The sequence below is a fragment of the Streptomyces noursei genome (genome assembly GCF_001646665.1).
GTDB classification, from domain to species: Bacteria; Actinomycetota; Actinomycetes; order Streptomycetales; family Streptomycetaceae; genus Streptomyces; species Streptomyces lavendulocolor.
The window spans coordinates 175,694-191,163 of sequence record NZ_LWBU01000347.1 but is presented as its reverse complement, the minus strand read 5'-3'; the positions used below and the strand labels follow the sequence as shown (position 1 = coordinate 191,163).

The 15,470-nt window shown below is 72.9% G+C and carries 15 protein-coding genes; 5 read left to right on the top strand and 10 right to left on the bottom strand.

All coding sequences use genetic code 11. The features are described from left to right. Positions 1-39 precede the first annotated feature (39 nt). Positions 40-750 (bottom strand): MMPL family transporter, encoded by a 711-nt coding sequence (locus A4V12_RS24450; protein ID WP_064071549.1) that lies wholly within the window; start codon positions 748-750, stop codon positions 40-42. 639 nt (positions 751-1,389) lie between these two features. Here A4V12_RS24450 and recA point away from each other — a divergent pair. Continuing rightward, a complete protein-coding gene (gene recA / locus A4V12_RS24445) occupies positions 1,390-2,526 on the top strand; it encodes a recombinase RecA (RefSeq protein ID WP_064071548.1) in 1,137 nt (378 codons plus the stop codon). Positions 2,527-2,530: 4 nt separating this feature from the next. Further along, positions 2,531-3,100: a recombination regulator RecX gene (gene recX / locus A4V12_RS24440; protein ID WP_064071547.1), complete on the top strand. Its 570-nt coding sequence runs from the start codon at positions 2,531-2,533 to the stop codon at positions 3,098-3,100. A gap of 300 nt (positions 3,101-3,400) precedes the next feature. On the opposite strand, the gene A4V12_RS24435 is transcribed toward recX, so the two are convergent. The 8 genes from A4V12_RS24435 to A4V12_RS24405 all read right to left on the bottom strand — a co-directional run bounded on the left by A4V12_RS24435 (position 3,401) and on the right by A4V12_RS24405 (position 10,120). Continuing rightward, positions 3,401-3,787 (bottom strand): rhodanese-like domain-containing protein, encoded by a 387-nt coding sequence (locus A4V12_RS24435; protein ID WP_064071585.1) that lies wholly within the window; start codon positions 3,785-3,787, stop codon positions 3,401-3,403. After that, positions 3,778-4,314 carry a cysteine dioxygenase gene (locus A4V12_RS24430; protein WP_064071546.1) on the bottom strand — a complete coding sequence of 179 codons (537 nt, stop codon included), beginning with the start codon at positions 4,312-4,314 and terminating at the stop codon, positions 3,778-3,780. Before A4V12_RS24430 ends, A4V12_RS24435 begins: the two co-directional genes overlap by 10 nt. Positions 4,315-4,425: 111 nt before the next feature. Then, entirely contained in the window at positions 4,426-4,512 is an 87-nt protein-coding gene (locus A4V12_RS39820; protein WP_344429281.1) for a putative leader peptide, read from the bottom strand. A gap of 130 nt (positions 4,513-4,642) precedes the next feature. Next, positions 4,643-6,241 carry an FAD-dependent monooxygenase gene (locus A4V12_RS24425; RefSeq protein WP_064071545.1) on the bottom strand — a complete coding sequence of 533 codons (1,599 nt, stop codon included), beginning with the start codon at positions 6,239-6,241 and terminating at the stop codon, positions 4,643-4,645. 195 nt (positions 6,242-6,436) lie between these two features. Further along, a complete protein-coding gene (locus tag A4V12_RS24420; RefSeq protein ID WP_064071544.1) occupies positions 6,437-7,387 on the bottom strand; it encodes an amino acid ABC transporter permease in 951 nt (316 codons plus the stop codon). Then, complete coding sequence (locus tag A4V12_RS24415; RefSeq protein WP_064071543.1) at positions 7,384-8,031, bottom strand: amino acid ABC transporter permease; 648 nt, start codon at positions 8,029-8,031, stop codon at positions 7,384-7,386. Before A4V12_RS24415 ends, A4V12_RS24420 begins: the two co-directional genes overlap by 4 nt. A 316-nt stretch (positions 8,032-8,347) precedes the next feature. Beyond that, positions 8,348-9,271 carry a glutamate ABC transporter substrate-binding protein gene (locus tag A4V12_RS24410; protein WP_064071584.1) on the bottom strand — a complete coding sequence of 308 codons (924 nt, stop codon included), beginning with the start codon at positions 9,269-9,271 and terminating at the stop codon, positions 8,348-8,350. Between the two features lie 63 nt (positions 9,272-9,334). Beyond that, positions 9,335-10,120, bottom strand: a complete 786-nt coding sequence (locus A4V12_RS24405; protein WP_064071542.1) for an amino acid ABC transporter ATP-binding protein — start codon at positions 10,118-10,120, stop codon at positions 9,335-9,337. A 274-nt stretch (positions 10,121-10,394) separates the two neighbouring features. On the opposite strand from A4V12_RS24405, the gene A4V12_RS24400 reads away from it, so the two are divergent. Together A4V12_RS24400 and A4V12_RS24395 are read left to right on the top strand one after the other, a co-directional pair. Further along, positions 10,395-11,126: a response regulator transcription factor gene (locus tag A4V12_RS24400; RefSeq protein WP_064071541.1), complete on the top strand. Its 732-nt coding sequence runs from the start codon at positions 10,395-10,397 to the stop codon at positions 11,124-11,126. 15 nt (positions 11,127-11,141) lie between these two features. After that, complete coding sequence (locus A4V12_RS24395; RefSeq protein WP_064071540.1) at positions 11,142-12,539, top strand: sensor histidine kinase; 1,398 nt, start codon at positions 11,142-11,144, stop codon at positions 12,537-12,539. Between the two features lie 154 nt (positions 12,540-12,693). Here the strand turns inward: A4V12_RS24395 and A4V12_RS24390 are convergent, their stop codons facing one another. Next, entirely contained in the window at positions 12,694-13,692 is a 999-nt protein-coding gene (locus A4V12_RS24390) for a TAXI family TRAP transporter solute-binding subunit (RefSeq protein WP_064071539.1), read from the bottom strand. 373 nt (positions 13,693-14,065) lie between these two features. On the opposite strand from A4V12_RS24390, the gene A4V12_RS24385 reads away from it, so the two are divergent. After that, positions 14,066-15,457 (top strand): cytochrome P450, encoded by a 1,392-nt coding sequence (locus A4V12_RS24385; protein ID WP_064071538.1) that lies wholly within the window; start codon positions 14,066-14,068, stop codon positions 15,455-15,457. Positions 15,458-15,470 lie beyond the last annotated feature (13 nt).

Below are 15,470 nucleotides of genomic sequence, written 5' to 3'. Positions count from 1 at the left end.
CGGCCGGGAACCACCACGCGCCGCGGCCCAGCAGGCGCATCACCGCCGGGACGATCCGGCCAGCAGGAAGACCTCGTAGTCCATGGACAGCCCGAAGACGATCGCGAAGATCATGACCGGGATGAAGGCCTCGATCGGGCCCGCCTGCACACCGAACCAGCCGTGCTGGAAGACCAGCGTGACCACCCCGAGCGCCGCTCCGATGCTCACCAGGTTCAGCAGGGCCGCCTTCAGCGGGATGAGCACCGACCGGAACACCACCAGCAGGAGCAGCGCCGACAGGCCGACGACGATCGCCACGAACAGCGGCATCCGGTCGGTGACGGTGGCCGCGAAGTCCTCGGTGGCCGCGGTCGGGCCGCCGACCAGCAGCTCGGCGCCCGTCTCCCGCTCCAGCGCCGGCAGCACGCCCGTGCGCAGCCGCTGGACAAGCTCCGAGGTCGCCTCGTCCTGCGGGGCCGACTCCGGGAACCCGACGACCGTCCGCACCGACGCGTCGTCGGTGGGCAGGGGCCCCGCGGTCGCCGCGATGCCCGGGACGGAGTCCAGCGCCCGCCGCACATCGGCCGCCACGCGCGCGTGGCCGCCGTCCACGACCACGACGAGGGGCCCGTTGAAGCCCGGCCCGAAACCGGAGGCCAGCATGTCGTACGCCTGCCTGCTGGAGGTCGTCGCCGGGTCGTTGCCCGCGTCGGCGAAACCGAGGCGCATCTGGGCGGCGGGCAGGGCGAGCGCGCCGAGCGCCACCATGGGCACCAGGAGGGCCGCCCAGGGGCACGCCGGTCGCCCAGCGCCGCCACGCGGCCCCCTCGGGCCGTCCGCCGGCCCGTGCCGCCCTCGCGCCCACCCAGTAGGCGACGCAGGCCAGCAGGGTGACCACCGCGACCGCGACGGGCCGGTGGTGGCGGAAGCGGAGGGCGCCGCAGCCGGCGGCCACGAGCGCCCAGCCGATCACGGTGCGGGCGGCCGGCTCGCTCCCGTCCTCCGCCCGGAGCGTCGCCACGACCGTCCAGACGACGACGAACAGTCCGACGGCGAGCGTGACGCCCGTGCCGGCCACCCATGCGACCGCACGGCTGCGACGAGCACGGGAGGGGAGGGCCATGCTACGAAGAATGGGCGCCGCCCGGCGGCCCGGCGGCGGCCCGCCGGCCCCCGGTTCACCCGCGCGGGCCGCGCCCGCGACGCCCCGCCGCGGACCGGTGTGGCTCGCTTGACACCAAAATCGAACATCCATTCTTATGGGGTTCCGGCCCGGAACCACGGGGACGGCAGGGTGCCGGCCGCTGGGTTATCCACAGGTCGGAGGGACGTCGGGGCCCATTGTCAGTGGCAGGGGTTAGCGTCTTTGACGTGAAGCGATCGACTCAAGCAAATCGGGTGGAACCCATGGCAGGAACCGACCGCGAGAAGGCGCTCGACGCCGCGCTCGCACAGATTGAACGGCAATTCGGCAAGGGCGCAGTGATGCGCATGGGCGAGCGGTCCAGGGAGCCCATCGAGGTCATCCCGACCGGTTCGACCGCGCTCGACGTCGCGCTCGGCGTCGGCGGCCTGCCGCGTGGTCGTGTGGTGGAGATCTACGGCCCGGAGTCCTCCGGCAAGACGACCCTGACCCTGCACGCCGTGGCCAACGCGCAGAAGGCCGGCGGCCAGGTCGCGTTCGTCGACGCGGAGCACGCCCTCGACCCCGAGTACGCCCAGAAGCTCGGCGTCGACATCGACAACCTGATCCTGTCCCAGCCCGACAACGGCGAGCAGGCCCTGGAGATCGTGGACATGCTGGTCCGCTCCGGCGCGCTCGACCTGATCGTCATCGACTCCGTGGCGGCGCTCGTGCCGCGTGCGGAGATCGAGGGCGAGATGGGCGACTCGCACGTCGGTCTCCAGGCCCGTCTGATGAGCCAGGCACTCCGCAAGATCACCAGCGCGCTGAACCAGTCGAAGACCACGGCGATCTTCATCAACCAGCTCCGCGAGAAGATCGGCGTGATGTTCGGCTCGCCCGAGACCACGACCGGTGGCCGGGCGCTGAAGTTCTACGCCTCGGTGCGCATCGACATCCGCCGCATCGAGACCCTCAAGGACGGCACGGAAGCGGTCGGCAACCGGACCCGCTGCAAGGTCGTCAAGAACAAGGTCGCGCCCCCCTTCAAGCAGGCCGAGTTCGACATCCTCTACGGCCAGGGCATCAGCCGCGAGGGCGGCCTGATCGACATGGGCGTCGAGCACGGCTTCGTGCGCAAGGCGGGCGCCTGGTACACGTACGAGGGCGACCAGCTGGGCCAGGGCAAGGAGAACGCCCGCAACTTCCTCAAGGACAACCCGGATCTCGCCAACGAGATCGAGAGGAAGATCAAGGAGAAGCTGGGCGTCGGCGTCCGGCCCGAGACCCCGGCGGCCGACACCGGTGCGGACGAGACGGGTGCGGCGGGCGCCCCGGCCGCGGACGAGCCGGCGAAGTCGGTCCCGGCCCCGGCGGCCAAGGCCACCAAGGCGACCAAGACCGCGGCCGCCAAGGCCTGACCCCATGGCCAGGCGCACCGAATGGCCGGGCGACAGCGCCGACTCGTCGAGGGCCGAGAAGGAGCTGTCGCCCCAGGATCCGGCTGAGCGGGCGCGGGCGATCTGCCTGCGCCTGCTCACCGGGACCCCGCGCACCCGCAAGCAGCTCGCGGACGCGCTGCGCAAACGCGAGATCCCGGACGAGGTCGCCGACGAGGTCCTCTCCCGCTTCGAGGACGTCGGCCTGATCGACGACGCGGCCTTCGCGGGCGCGTGGGTGGAGTCCCGGCACCACGGCCGGGGCCTCGCCCGCCGCGCCCTCGCACGGGAGCTGCGGACCAAGGGCGTGGACGCCGAGCTGATCGACGAAGCGGTGGGGCAGCTCGACTCCGAGCAGGAGGAGGAGACGGCCCGGGAGCTCGTCGCCCGCAAGCTCCGGGCGACCCGCGGGCTCGACCGTGACCGTCGGCTCCGCCGCCTCGCGGGCATGCTCGCCCGCAAGGGCTACCCGGAGGGCATGGCCCTGCGGGTGGTGCGGCAGGCGCTCGAAGCGGAGGGGGAGGACACGGAGGACCTGCCGCCCGAGGGGTTCTGACCGGAGGGGGAGGACCGGGGGAACGACGGGCCGGGGGACCAGGAAGGACCGGAGCGCCGCTGGGCCGGACGATCGGGCGGGCCGGACGACCGGGAGAGCCGGAGGACCGGAAGCACCGGGCGGGCTCCCGGCCTTCAGGGCTGGAAGCACCGGAGGCCGGGCGGGGGACCCCAGGGCTGGAGGGCCCGGAAGGGGGAACGCGCTGGGGCGGCAGCCGACGGGGCCGCCCGCCCGCGGGACGGGGGCGGGGGCCCGGCGGTACCGGCGCGCCCGCGGGGGCGAGCACGCCGGGCAAGGGCCTCAGGGCGCGGTGACCGGCAGGCCGTCGGCCTTCCACGCCTGGAAGCCGCCGATGAGGTCGGTCGCCCGGTGCAGGCCCAACTGGTGCAGGGAGGCGGCCGCGAGGGAGGACGCGTACCCCTCGTTGCACACCACCACGACCCGCAGGTCGTGGCTCACCGCCTCCGGGGCGCGGTGGCTGCCCAGCGGGTCGAGGCGCCACTCCAGTTCGTTGCGTTCGACGACCAGCGCCCCCGGAATCAGCCCGTCGCGCTCGCGCAGCGCCGCGTAGCGGATGTCCACCAGCAGCGCGTCCCCCGCCTCGGCCGCGGCGAACGCCTCCCGCGGGCCCACCCGGTCCAGGCCCGTCCTGACGCGCTCCAGCAACTCGTCGATGTTCACTGCCAGTCCTCCGGCCGCTCGACCTGCTCCAGCCGCAGCACCGGGCCGGTACGGCTGAAGCGCCGGATCAGGGGCAGCGGCGGGTAGTACGCGTGCACCGAGACGGCGTGCTCGGTGCGGGACTCGTTGAGCACCTCGTGCACATGGTGCCGGCCGAAGGCCCGCCCCTGGCCGGACCGCAGCAGGCGCTCGCGGTCGACGCCCTCGTTCAGTTCGAGCGCCCGCCAGCCGCCCGAAGGCAGCCGCACGGCAAGGGAGTTCTCCTTGAGCGCGCCCCGCGCGGTGGCGAAGGCGCCGAACGACTCGGCGTGGTCGTGCCATCCCGTACCGGTTCCGGGAGGCCAGCCGATGAGCCAGGCCTCGCTGCCGCCCGGACCGTCGAGCCGCACCCAGGTGCGGCCCTCCGGGTCGAGGGGGAGCGAGGCGATCAGTCGGGCGTCGGCCGCGGCGCGGCGGACGAAGTCGTGGAGATGGGCAGCGGTCGGCGCCGCCGCCTCAGTCCCTTGTACGGGAACGGAGACAGACTGGGACACGGGAAACCGTCCTGGGGGCCTGGACTCGAAGTCGCGGAAACCGCGCGCGGGTCACGGGCACGGACGGACCTGTGGCCCGGCACCGGCGCGCGCGGAAAGGGAAGGGCGAGTTCAGCAGGACGGACGACACACGCAGCCCGCATAGCGGACCAGGTCCATATGGACCCTCCGCCACAGGCGCACATCGGTGCCGTTCATGATCGGGAGTACAGCACGGACTTCCGCACCCGTCAAACGACGTCCACCGCGACACGAGGTCCGCCACCGGACCCCGGCGTCGGCCGGCCCGGGGACGGCGTCCACCGGGCCGGTGCGGCGCGGTGCACCGTCACACGACGTCGGCCGTCCGGTCCGTGTGCTCGTGGGAGGGCGCGCCGCCCCTCACCGCGTCGGCCGCCGCGTACAGCTCCTCGGGGCGTACGCCGCCGAAGGCCGCGGCCAAGTGCCCGTCGGGCCGCACCAGCAGGACGGTGTGCGCGGCCGCGCCGGGGTACGCCTCGGTGACCAGCACCTCGCCCTCCACCGGCAGCGCGGACACGGCCTCCACCAGCCGGGGCATCACGCCCGCGGACATCCAGTGCCGCCGGTCCCACACCCCCGTGCCCGGCGCGACCAGCACGGCGAGGAGCCGGCCGCGTCCCAGCCGGTCCCGCAGCCGCGCCGTCGTGCCGTCCTCCGGAGCCGTGACCCGTACGTCCTCGACCGGCGCCCCCAGCGGCGTACCGACACCGGTGTGTCCCTCGGCGTGCGGGGGCGCGATGGGGGAGTGCGGGTAGGCGGGCGGCGCGCCGAGCGGGCCGCGCCCCACGTGGCCGTCGGTCAGCAGGGAGTCGTGCCCGCCGCCCCGCAGGTACGTCCGCAGGCCGCCGGCGCCGCGCAGCACCGGCAACGACTGGTCGGCCGCGCGCAGCCGGGCCGCGACCGCCGTGCGCCGCTCGGCCTGGTAGCTGTCCAGGAGCACGTCCGAGGCGCCGTGGTGCCAGGCCGTCGCGAGCTTCCACGCCAGGTTCTCGACGTCCCTCAGCCCCTCGTCCAGGCCCTGCGTGCCGAGCGCGCCCAGCAGGTGCGCGGCGTCCCCGGCGAGGAACGCCCGCTCCACCCGCCACCGCTTGGCGAGCCGGTGGTGGAGGGTGTAGACGCCGGTGTCGACCAGGTCGTACGCCGGGGTGTCACCGCACCAGCCGGTCAGTGTCTCCCGGATCCGCGACACCAGCGCGTCGGGCGTGACCAGGTCGCCGCGCGGAGGCAGCAGCCAGTCCAGCCGCCAGCCGCCGTCGGGCAGCGGCCGGGCCGTGACCTCCTCGCCCACGCCGCGCCACGGCGGCTGACGGTGCAGCAGGGCCTCGTCCGGCCAAGGCAGTTCGGCGTGCAGGGCGGCGACGGCGTGCCGTTCGACGGCCGTGCGGCCCGGGAAGCGGACGCCCAGCAGCTTGCGCACGGTCGACCGGGCCCCGTCGCAGCCGACCAGGTGGCTGCCCCGCCACCAGGGCTCCCCGGGCCCGCGGGTGTGCGCGGTGACGCCGTGCGCGTCCTGTTCGATGCCGTCCAGGCGGCTGTGCGTGACCACCCGCACCAGTGCGGGGTCCGGCAGGGCGGCGATGGCCTCCCGCAGTCCGCGGGTCAGGGCGTGCTGCGGGATGTGCAGCGGGGACGGGGCCCCGGGGCCGAACTCGACGTGCCGCATCTGCTGCCTGCGGCGCATCGACCGCCAGCCGGTCCAGCGGGCTCCCTCGTCGCGTACGGTGGCGCAGCCCAGCCGCTCGACGAACAAGGCCGTGTCGGGGCGGAGTACGGCGGTGCGCGCCGCGCGCGGCTCCTCCTTGCCGGGGCCCTCGTCCAGGACGACCGCGGGTACGCCCTGCGCGGCGAGGGCGAGGGAGAGCGCCAGCCCGACCGGGCCGGCGCCGACCACGATCACCGGGTCCACGGTGCGACTCCTGTGGCGTGTACGGCCATGCGGTGAGCAGGGGAAACACGGGAGAGTGCGGCTGGAGCCCGACGCGACGCGATCACAGAACGTATGCAACCCACTGCGAGTGCTTGCGTCAAGTGACGGAGGCAGCGGCGCGACCGCCACTGCCCCCGTCACTCGCTCAAGACACCCGGATGATGTCACATGGTGTCAGCTGCCGGTCCCGCCGGTGCCTTTGTCAATGGCCCCGCCGGCCCCACCGTCGCCCCCGCCGAGCAGGATCGTGTTGGCGGCGGCGTTCCCGGCGTCGCCGCCGAGGACGGCCGCGTTGCCGGCCGGCGCGGCCGGTCCGATGCCGGTCTTGGCGCGGCGGCCCCGCTTCTCGATCCAGGTCGCGAGCGCGGAGAGCGCCAGGCACATCGCCACGTAGATCGCGCCGACCACCACGATCGTCGACACGTACGGGTACATGCCGTTGACCTGCGTGTTGGACGCGATGAGGCGGGCGGTCTGGAGGAGTTCGGGGTACAGGATGATGAAGCCGAGCGAGGTGTCCTTGAGGGTCACCACCAGCTGGCTGATGATCGTCGGCAGCATCGCCCGGACGGCCTGCGGCATCAGGACGGTCGTCATGACCTGCGTCTTGCTCATGCCGAGGGCGTACGCGGCCTCCCGCTGGCCCTTCGGCACGGAGTTGACACCGGCGCGCAGCACCTCGGCCTGGACACAGCCGTTGTAGATCGACAGTCCGACTGCGAGGGCCCACATCGAGTAGTCGGTGAGGAAACCGACCCACACGGCGTAGATCGTGATGAGCAGCGGGATGGAGCGGAACAGCTCGATGAAGCCGGTCGCCAGCCACCGGACCGGCTTGTGGTCGGAGAGCCGGGCGACGGCGAGGAGCACGCCCAGCACCAGCGAGCCGACGGCCGCGATGCCGAACGCCTTGAGGGTGGCGAGGATGGCGTCGGCGATGTTCTGCCGGATGCCCGCGTAGTTGAAGATGTCCCACATCTCGGGGGCGAGGTGCCCCTTGTCGCTCAGCCGGACGATCGTGACGGCGAGCAGCCCCAGGATGGCCAGGGTGCCGAGGACGGCGTAGACGCGGTTGCGGATGACGGCCTTGGGGCCGGGGGCGTCGAAGAGAACGCTGGCGCTCATCGGGCGACCTCCATACGGCGCTCAAGGATGCGGAAGACACCGCTGATGGAGAAGGTGACCACCAGGTAGGCGAGGGAGACCCAGAGGAAGATCGGGATGATGTCGTACCCGTCCTCGCTCATCAGCTTCTGCCATCCGAAGAGCTCGGTGACGCTGAAGGCGCCGGCGATGGCCGAGTTCTTGGTGAGCGCGATGAAGATCGAGCTCAGCGGCGGCAGCACGGTCCGGGTGGCCTGCGGCAGCACGATCAGCCGCAGCGTCTGCGAGAAGGTCATGCCCAGGGAGCGGGCCGCCTCGGCCTGGCCCAGCGGCACCGTGTTGATGCCGGAGCGGACGGCCTCGCAGACGAAGGACGACGTGTAGAAGCCGAGCGCGATCGATCCGAGGACGAAGGCGCTCATGCCCGGGAAGAGGATCTCCGGGACCACGAACGTCGTCACCAGGAACAGCAGCGTCAGCGGCGTGTTGCGCAGCAGGGTCACCCATGCCGTGCCGAACCAGCGCAGCGGCGGGACGGGGGAGACCCGGAAGCCGGCGATGGCGATGCCGAGGACCAGCGCGATGGCGGTGCTGACGGCGGTGATCGACACGGTTCCTATGAAGCCGTCGCGGAACTCTGAGAAGTGGTCGAGCAGTACGTTCATGGGGTCTCCGCGTCGGCGGTCAGCGGCTGGCGGTCAAGGTGCGTGCGAGCGGTGTACGGGGCGGTGTGCGGGTGTCGGATGCATGGGGGAAGCGGCGTGCACGGGGGGTGCGGGCGCGGGTGCGGCTGCGAGCACCGGTGCCCGTGCCCCTTCCCGTGCCGTGGCGCTCGCGGGGCGCGTCGCGTGCCGTGTGCGTACGTGCGTCCGCGACGCGCCCGCGGCGTGCCGGGCGCGTCCGGTCGGGCGGCGCGCCGGGCACGGGGCGGAGCGCCCCGTACGCGTCGGTACGGGGCGCTCCGTCCCGGAGCGGCGTCGGTCAGTAGCGCTCGAGGGCCGGCGGCGCGGTGTACTCCGAGCCGGACAGGCCCAGGGTGGCCTCGTAGATCTTCTTGTAGATGCCGCCCTTGATGTTCTTGTCCAGCGCGTTGTTGACCGCCTCGCGCAGGACCTTGTCCTCCTTGTTCATGCCGATGCCGTACGGCTCCTGCGTGAACGGCTTGCCGACGACCTTCAGCTTGCCGGGGTTCTGGGCGGCGTAACCCTTGAGGATCGCGTCGTCCGTCGTCACCGCGTCGACCTGCTTGGTGAGGAGCTGCTGGACGCAGTCCGAGTACTTGCCGAGCTCGGTGGTGCTCGCGCCGTACTTCGGCTGCTTGATCTCCTGCAGCGGCGTGGAGCCCTTGATCGAGCAGACCTTCTTGCCCTTGACGGTCTCCGGGCCGGTGATCGCGGTCTCGTCCTTGCGGACCAGGAGGTCGGCGCCGGCCTTGTAGTACGGGCCCGCGAAGCCGACCTGCGCCTTGCGCTTGTCGTTGATCGTGTAGGTGCCGACGTAGTAGTCGACCTGACCCTTGGAGATGGCCGTCTCGCGGGTGCTGGAGTCGACCGTCTTCCACTCGATCTGGGACTCGGTGAAGCCCAGCTCCGCGGCGATCATCTTGGCGATCTCGACGTCGAAGCCGGAGCGCTTCTTGGTGGCCTGGTCCTCGAAGCCGAGGTACGGCTGGTCCGCCTTGGAGCCGATGATCAGCTTGCCGCGCTCCTTGGCGGCCTTGAAGGTCGCCGAGCCCTTCAGGTCGACGTTCGTCGCGACGACGTACTGCGGCAGCGCCGGCGCGTTCGTGGCGCCGGGCTGGACGCCGGCCGGCTTGTCGCCCGCGGAGCCCTCCTTGCCACCACAGGCGGTCGCGGACAGCGCGAGCACAGCAACGGCCAGCGCGGCCGTCTTGCGGAGCTTCATGGTGAACATCCCTTATGTCGTGGTTCGTTGGTCGTCGTCACCGCTGGAGGCCAGCGGGATCCGTCAGTGGTGAAGGATCTTCGACAGGAAGTCCTTGGCCCGGTCGCTGCGCGGACTGCTGAAGAACTGCTCGGGCGTCGCCTCTTCGACGATCCGGCCGTCCGCCATGAAGACGACCCGGTTGGCGGCGGACCGCGCGAAGCCCATCTCGTGGGTGACGACGATCATCGTCATCCCGTCCCGCGCCAGCTGCTGCATGACCTCGAGGACCTCGTTGATCATCTCGGGGTCGAGCGCCGACGTGGGCTCGTCGAAGAGCATCACCTTCGGGTCCATCGCCAGGGCGCGGGCGATCGCGACGCGCTGCTGCTGGCCGCCGGACAGCTGCGCCGGGTACTTGTCGGCCTGCGAGCCGACGCCCACCCGGTCGAGCAGCGTCCTGGCCTTCTGCTCCGCGGCCTTCTTGTCGGCCTTGCGGACCTTGACCTGGCCCAGCACGACGTTCTCCAGCACGGTCTTGTGCGCGAAGAGGTTGAACGACTGGAAGACCATGCCGACGTCGGCACGGAGCCGGGCGAGCTCCTTGCCCTCCTGGGGCAGCGGCTTGCCGTCGATGGTGATGCCGCCCGAGTCGATCGTCTCCAGGCGGTTGATGGTGCGGCACAGCGTGGACTTGCCGGACCCGGACGGCCCGATGACGACCACGACCTCGCCACGGGCGATGGTCAGATCGACGTCCTGGAGCACATGCAGCGCGCCGAAGTGCTTGTTGACGTTGCTCAGCACGACCAGGTCGCCCGCCGTCGGTACGGCATCCTCCGCGCCCTTGGTCACTGACACTCCGCTCATCGGCTTCTTGCTCCGTCCTGCTCGGTTGGAGAGGACATTAAGCACGCGGTGCGACCAGCGTCATTACATCTGAGCGGAAATTGAGCATAACGATCCGGCTTCAACCGGACACTATGCGTGAACGGGACGGCGCCGGGGCGGTGGTGTGGAGAACGGGTGCATAACGGAACCCGCCCGGCGGCCGGAACCCTCTTGACTGGCGGGCCGCACATCAGCGTTCATGCCGAGGTGGCCTTAAGGTCACCGAAGCGATCGCACCTTTCGGAGGGGGGCCATGAGACTGCTGCTCGTCGAGGACGACGACCACGTCGCCGCGGCCCTGTCCGCGATCCTCAAGAAGCACGGCTTCGACGTCACCCACGCCCGCAACGGCGAGGAGGCGCTCCAGGCCGTACTGCCCGCCGCCAACGCCGGACGGGCGCCCTTCGGCGTCGTCCTCCTGGACCTCGGCCTGCCCGACCAGGACGGCTACCAGGTGTGCGGCAAGATCCGGAAGCTCACCACCACCCCGGTGATCATGGTGACCGCGCGGGCCGACGTCCGCTCCCGGATCCACGGGCTGAACCTGGGCGCCGACGACTACGTCACCAAGCCGTACGACACCGGTGAGCTGCTCGCCCGCATCCACGCCGTCAGCCGGCGCTCCGCCGCCGCGGACCCTGACGACAGCGGCGGCGGTACGGGCGGCTCCGGCGGCACGGACGAGGCGGCGGCACTGCGGCTCGGCCCCGTCACCATCGAGCTGTCCACCCGGCGGGTGAGCGTCGAGGGCGCGGAGGTCCAGCTCACCCGCAAGGAGTTCGACCTGCTCGCCCTGCTCGCGCAGCGGCCCGGTGTCGTCTTCCGCCGGGAGCAGATCATCAGCGAGGTCTGGCGCACCAGCTGGGAGGGCACCGGCCGCACCCTGGAGGTCCACGTGGCATCCCTGCGCGCCAAGCTGCGGATGCCCGCCCTCATCGAGACCGTCCGCGGCGTCGGCTACCGCCTGGTCGCGCCGGCCGCGTAACTCCCTGAAGCCCCTGTGCGCACCCGACTGCTCCCCCTCCTCCTCGTCCTCATGGCGGGCGTGCTGCTCGCGCTCGGCTTCCCGCTCGCGGCCAGCCTCGCCGCCGCCCAGCAGCAGACCGTCGTGGTCGACCGGATCGACGACACCGCACGGTTCGCGGCGCTCGCCCAGTTCGTCACCGAGCGCGGGCCGGGCATCGACGAGCGGCAGTCCACCCTGCACGGCGAACTCGTCCGCTACCACGAGGTGTACGGGATCCAGGTCGGCGTCTTCTACCGCGACACCACCACCATGGCCCGCGCCCCCAAGGACTGGGACGTACCCGAGAGCGGCGAGCCCCGCCGCGCCTTCCGCGAGGCCCTCCTGGGCCGCCGCAGCCACGACCCGCCGCAGGTCTGGCCCTGGCAGCGCGACGCCCGCCTCGCGGTCGCCTCACCCGTGGTACGGGACGGCGACGTGGTCGCCGTGGTGCTCACCGACTCGCCCACCGGGCAGCTGCGCTCCCGCATCCTGCACGGCTGGCTGCTGATCGCCGCCGGTGAGGTCGCGGCGATGCTCCTGGCGGTCGGTGCCGCGTTCCGGCTCACCGGGTGGGTGCTCAAGCCCGTCAAGGTCCTGGACGCCGCCACGCACGACATCGCGACGGGCCGGATGAACTCCCGGGTGGCCGCGGCCGGCGGCCCGCCGGAACTGCGGCGCCTGGCGCGCTCGTTCAACGAGATGGCCGACAACGTCGAGGAGGTGCTGGAACAGCAGCGGGCCTTCGTGGCCGACGCCTCGCACCAGCTGCGCAACCCGCTCGCCGCGCTCCTGCTCCGCATCGAGCTGCTCGCGCTGGAACTGCCGCCCGGCAACGACGAGATCGCCTCCGTACGCACCGAGGGCAAGCGCCTCGCCCAGGTGCTCGACGACCTCCTGGACCTCGCCCTCGCCGAGCACGCGTCCGCCGATCTGCGGCTGACCGACATCGGGGAGCTGGCGGGCGAACGCGTGGCCGCCTGGCGGCCCCTCGCCGACGAGCGGGGCGTCCGCCTGACCGGCCGCGGTACGGCCGTGACGGCCTGGGTCGATCCCGTCGCCCTGTCCAGCGCGCTCGACGCGGTGATCGACAACGCGCTGAAGTTCACGCCCTCGGGCGAGGAGGTGACCGTGACCGTCGCGGCGGACGGCGACACCTCCACGATCGTGGTCACCGACCGGGGCCCCGGTCTGACCGACGACGAACTGGCGCGCGTCGGCGACCGCTTCTGGCGCAGCAACCGCCACCAGAACGTCAAGGGCTCCGGCCTCGGCCTCTCCATCTCGCGCGCCCTGCTCGCCGCGGGCGGCGGCTCGATCACGTACGCCCACCACGAGCCGCACGGCCTGCGCGTCACGGTCACCGTCCCGCGCAGCGCGCCGGACACGGCCTGAGCGGTCGGCCCGGGCCGCCGGGCCCGCGCGGCCGGCCGCGGGGCGCAGGGTGCGGGGCGCCCAAAGCGGGCGGGACCGTACGGAACCGGCGCGGAGCGAGTCCGCGGAGTCCCGCCCGGCCTCCGGGCGGACGCCGATACTTTGCGGACACTCCCTAGGGCTTCACCGAACGGTAGTAGCGCCGCGCGCCCTCGTGCAGCGGCAGCGGATCCGTGTAGACGGCCGTCCGCAGGTCGACCAGCTGCGCGGGGTGCACCTCGCGGCCGATGCGGTCCCGGCTCTGGATGACCGTGCGCGTGAAGGCCTCCGCCAGCGCCGGGTCCGTACGGTCGGTGGTGACGAGCAGGTTCGCCACGGCCACGGTCTCGACCGGCCGGCCCTCCTGGGCGAGCGCGTACGCGTCGGCGGGCACCACGGCCGAACGGTAGTAGCGGCCGCTGCCACCGCCCTCGTGCACGCCGTTGATCAGCTCGCCGTCCAGCGGGACGAGGCGGATCGGGAAGCGCTCGGAGAGCTTCTGCACGGCGCTGGTGGGCAGGCCGCCCGACCAGAAGAACGCGTCGAGCCGCCCCTTCTCCAGCAGGGCGGGCATGGTGTCGATGCCGGCGGACACGGGCTCGATGTCCGTCTCCGGGTCGATCGCGGCGGCCTGCAGCAGCCGGTTCGCGATCAGCCGGACGCCCGACCCGTCCTGCCCGACCCCCACCCGCAGGCCCCGCAGGTCACGGGTGGAGCGCACCTTCGAACCCCTGGGCACGACGAGCTGCACGTAGTCGTCGTACAGCCGGGCGCAGCCGCGCAGGTCGTACGCGCCGGGCCGGCTGTCCCGGATGTACGTGGCGACCGCGTCGGCCGTGGCGATGGTGAAGTCGGCCTCCCCGGACGCCAGCCGCGCCAGGTTCTGGCGGGAGCCCTCGCTGTCGAGGAGGGTGATGGCGACGTCGGGCACGTTGCGCCCGAGGGCCTCCTCCAGCAGCTCGCCGTACCGCTGGTACACCCCGGTCGGCACACCGGTGCTGAAGGTGACCTTGCCGCGCGGGGACGGTTCCCCGGCGGGCACCAGCCACCACAGGAGCAGACCCAGCACCACGAGACCCACCGCCGACCCCTGGAGGGTGCGGCGGCGGGTGATGCGGGACGGGACCTGGAGCATGGCGCGATCCTGCCAGCTCGCTCCGGGTGCTGGCCAGGCGTGTTCGGCGACGGGCCGGTCGCCCTACGTGACGCCCTGCGTGAGACGCCGGACATGGGGCGCCGGACGTGACGCGGTCCACGACGTCCTGCGTGGCGCCTTGAGGGACACCGGGCCCCGGCGTCGTACGTGACGCCGTGCGTGAGACGCGATACGGGACGCCGGCCCCGATGCCGTATACGGACGCCGTGCCCGGCGCCCCGCACGACGTGCCCCCGCCGCCGCGCCTCGCACGGTGCCGCCCCGGCCGGCCGGGGCGGGTCGCCACCTGGCGGGGCCCAGGGCGTTAGGGGTGTCGAGTACCACCGCCGCCGGTCCGACCGCTGGAGCCCCCGTGACCACCTGCCGCACCCCCCTCGCCCCCGTCCCCGGCCCGCGGGGCCTGCCCGTCCTCGGGAACCTCCCCGCGTTCGGCAGGGACCCCCTCGCCTTCCTGGAGCGGCTGCGCGACGACCACGGCGACGCCGTCCTCTGGTCGCTGGGGCCCCGGCGGAGCGTGTTCCTCTCCCACCCCCAGCACATCGCCGAGATGCTGGCCGCCCGGGAGCACACGTACGACATCCTGGACATCGGCTGGGCGTTCAAGCAGGTCGTCGGCGAGAGCGTGATCATGAGCGGCGGCGCCGACTGGCGCCGCAAGCGCTCGCTCGTGCAGCCGACCGTCCGGCCCCGTCAGGTCAGGACCTACGCCGCCACGATGGTCGACTGCGCCCGGTCCGCCGCCGACGGCTGGCGGGACGGCGAGCGGATCGACGTGCGCCGGCAGATGGCGCTGATCACCCAGCGCGTGGTGCTGCGCTGCCTGTTCGGCAACGACCTCGGCGACGCGACCGGGGAGCTGGCCCGCGCGATGAACGTGGCGGAGCACGAGATCGGCGCCGAGCTGCGGAGCGTCAGCCTCTTCCTGCCCGGCTGGGTGACCACGCCGGCACGGCGGCGGCTGCGGGCGGCCGTGGCCACGATCGACGCCGAGGTCCACCGGCTGATCCGCGCCCGGTCGGGCGGGGCGCGGGAGGCCGGGAACACAGCGGGCGGCGGCCCGGGCGGCGGGGAGGGCCGCGACGACCTGCTGGACCGCCTGCTCGCCGCCCGTGACGAGGACGGCATGCCCCTGTCGCCCCACGAGGTGCGGGACGAGGCCGTCACCCTGTGGGCGGCCGGGCACGAGACGACGTCGACCGCGCTGACCTGGATCTGGTACCTGCTGTCGCGCCACCCCTCCGTCCGGGAACGGCTCGACGCCGAGCTCGACCGCGTCCTGGCCGGACGTCCGCCCACCATCGACGACCACGACCGGCTCACCTGGACCCAGCAGATCGTCAAGGAGGCCCTCCGGCTCTACCCGCCCGCCTGGCTCCTCGCCGGGGTGGCCCGGGAGGGCGCCGTCCTGGGCGGCAGGCGCGTCCCGCCCGGCACCGTCGTCTGGTGCAGCCCGTGGACCACCCACCGGGACCCGCGCTGGTTCGCGGGGGCCGGCGAGTTCCGCCCGGAGCGGTGGGACGGGGGCGGCTCCGGTGACGTGCCCGATCACGCCTGGTTCCCGTTCGGGGGCGGACAGCGCACCTGCCTCGGCGCCCGGTTCGCCCAGGTGGAGGCCGTGCTCGTGCTCGCCGCGCTCGCGCAGCGCTTCCGCCTCGACCTCCCGGACGCCGAGGTGCGGCCCCGGGTGGGCCTGCTGCTCCTGCCCTCGGCCCCGCTGTGCGCCACCCTCCGCGCCGTGACCTGACACCGCGCCGAAG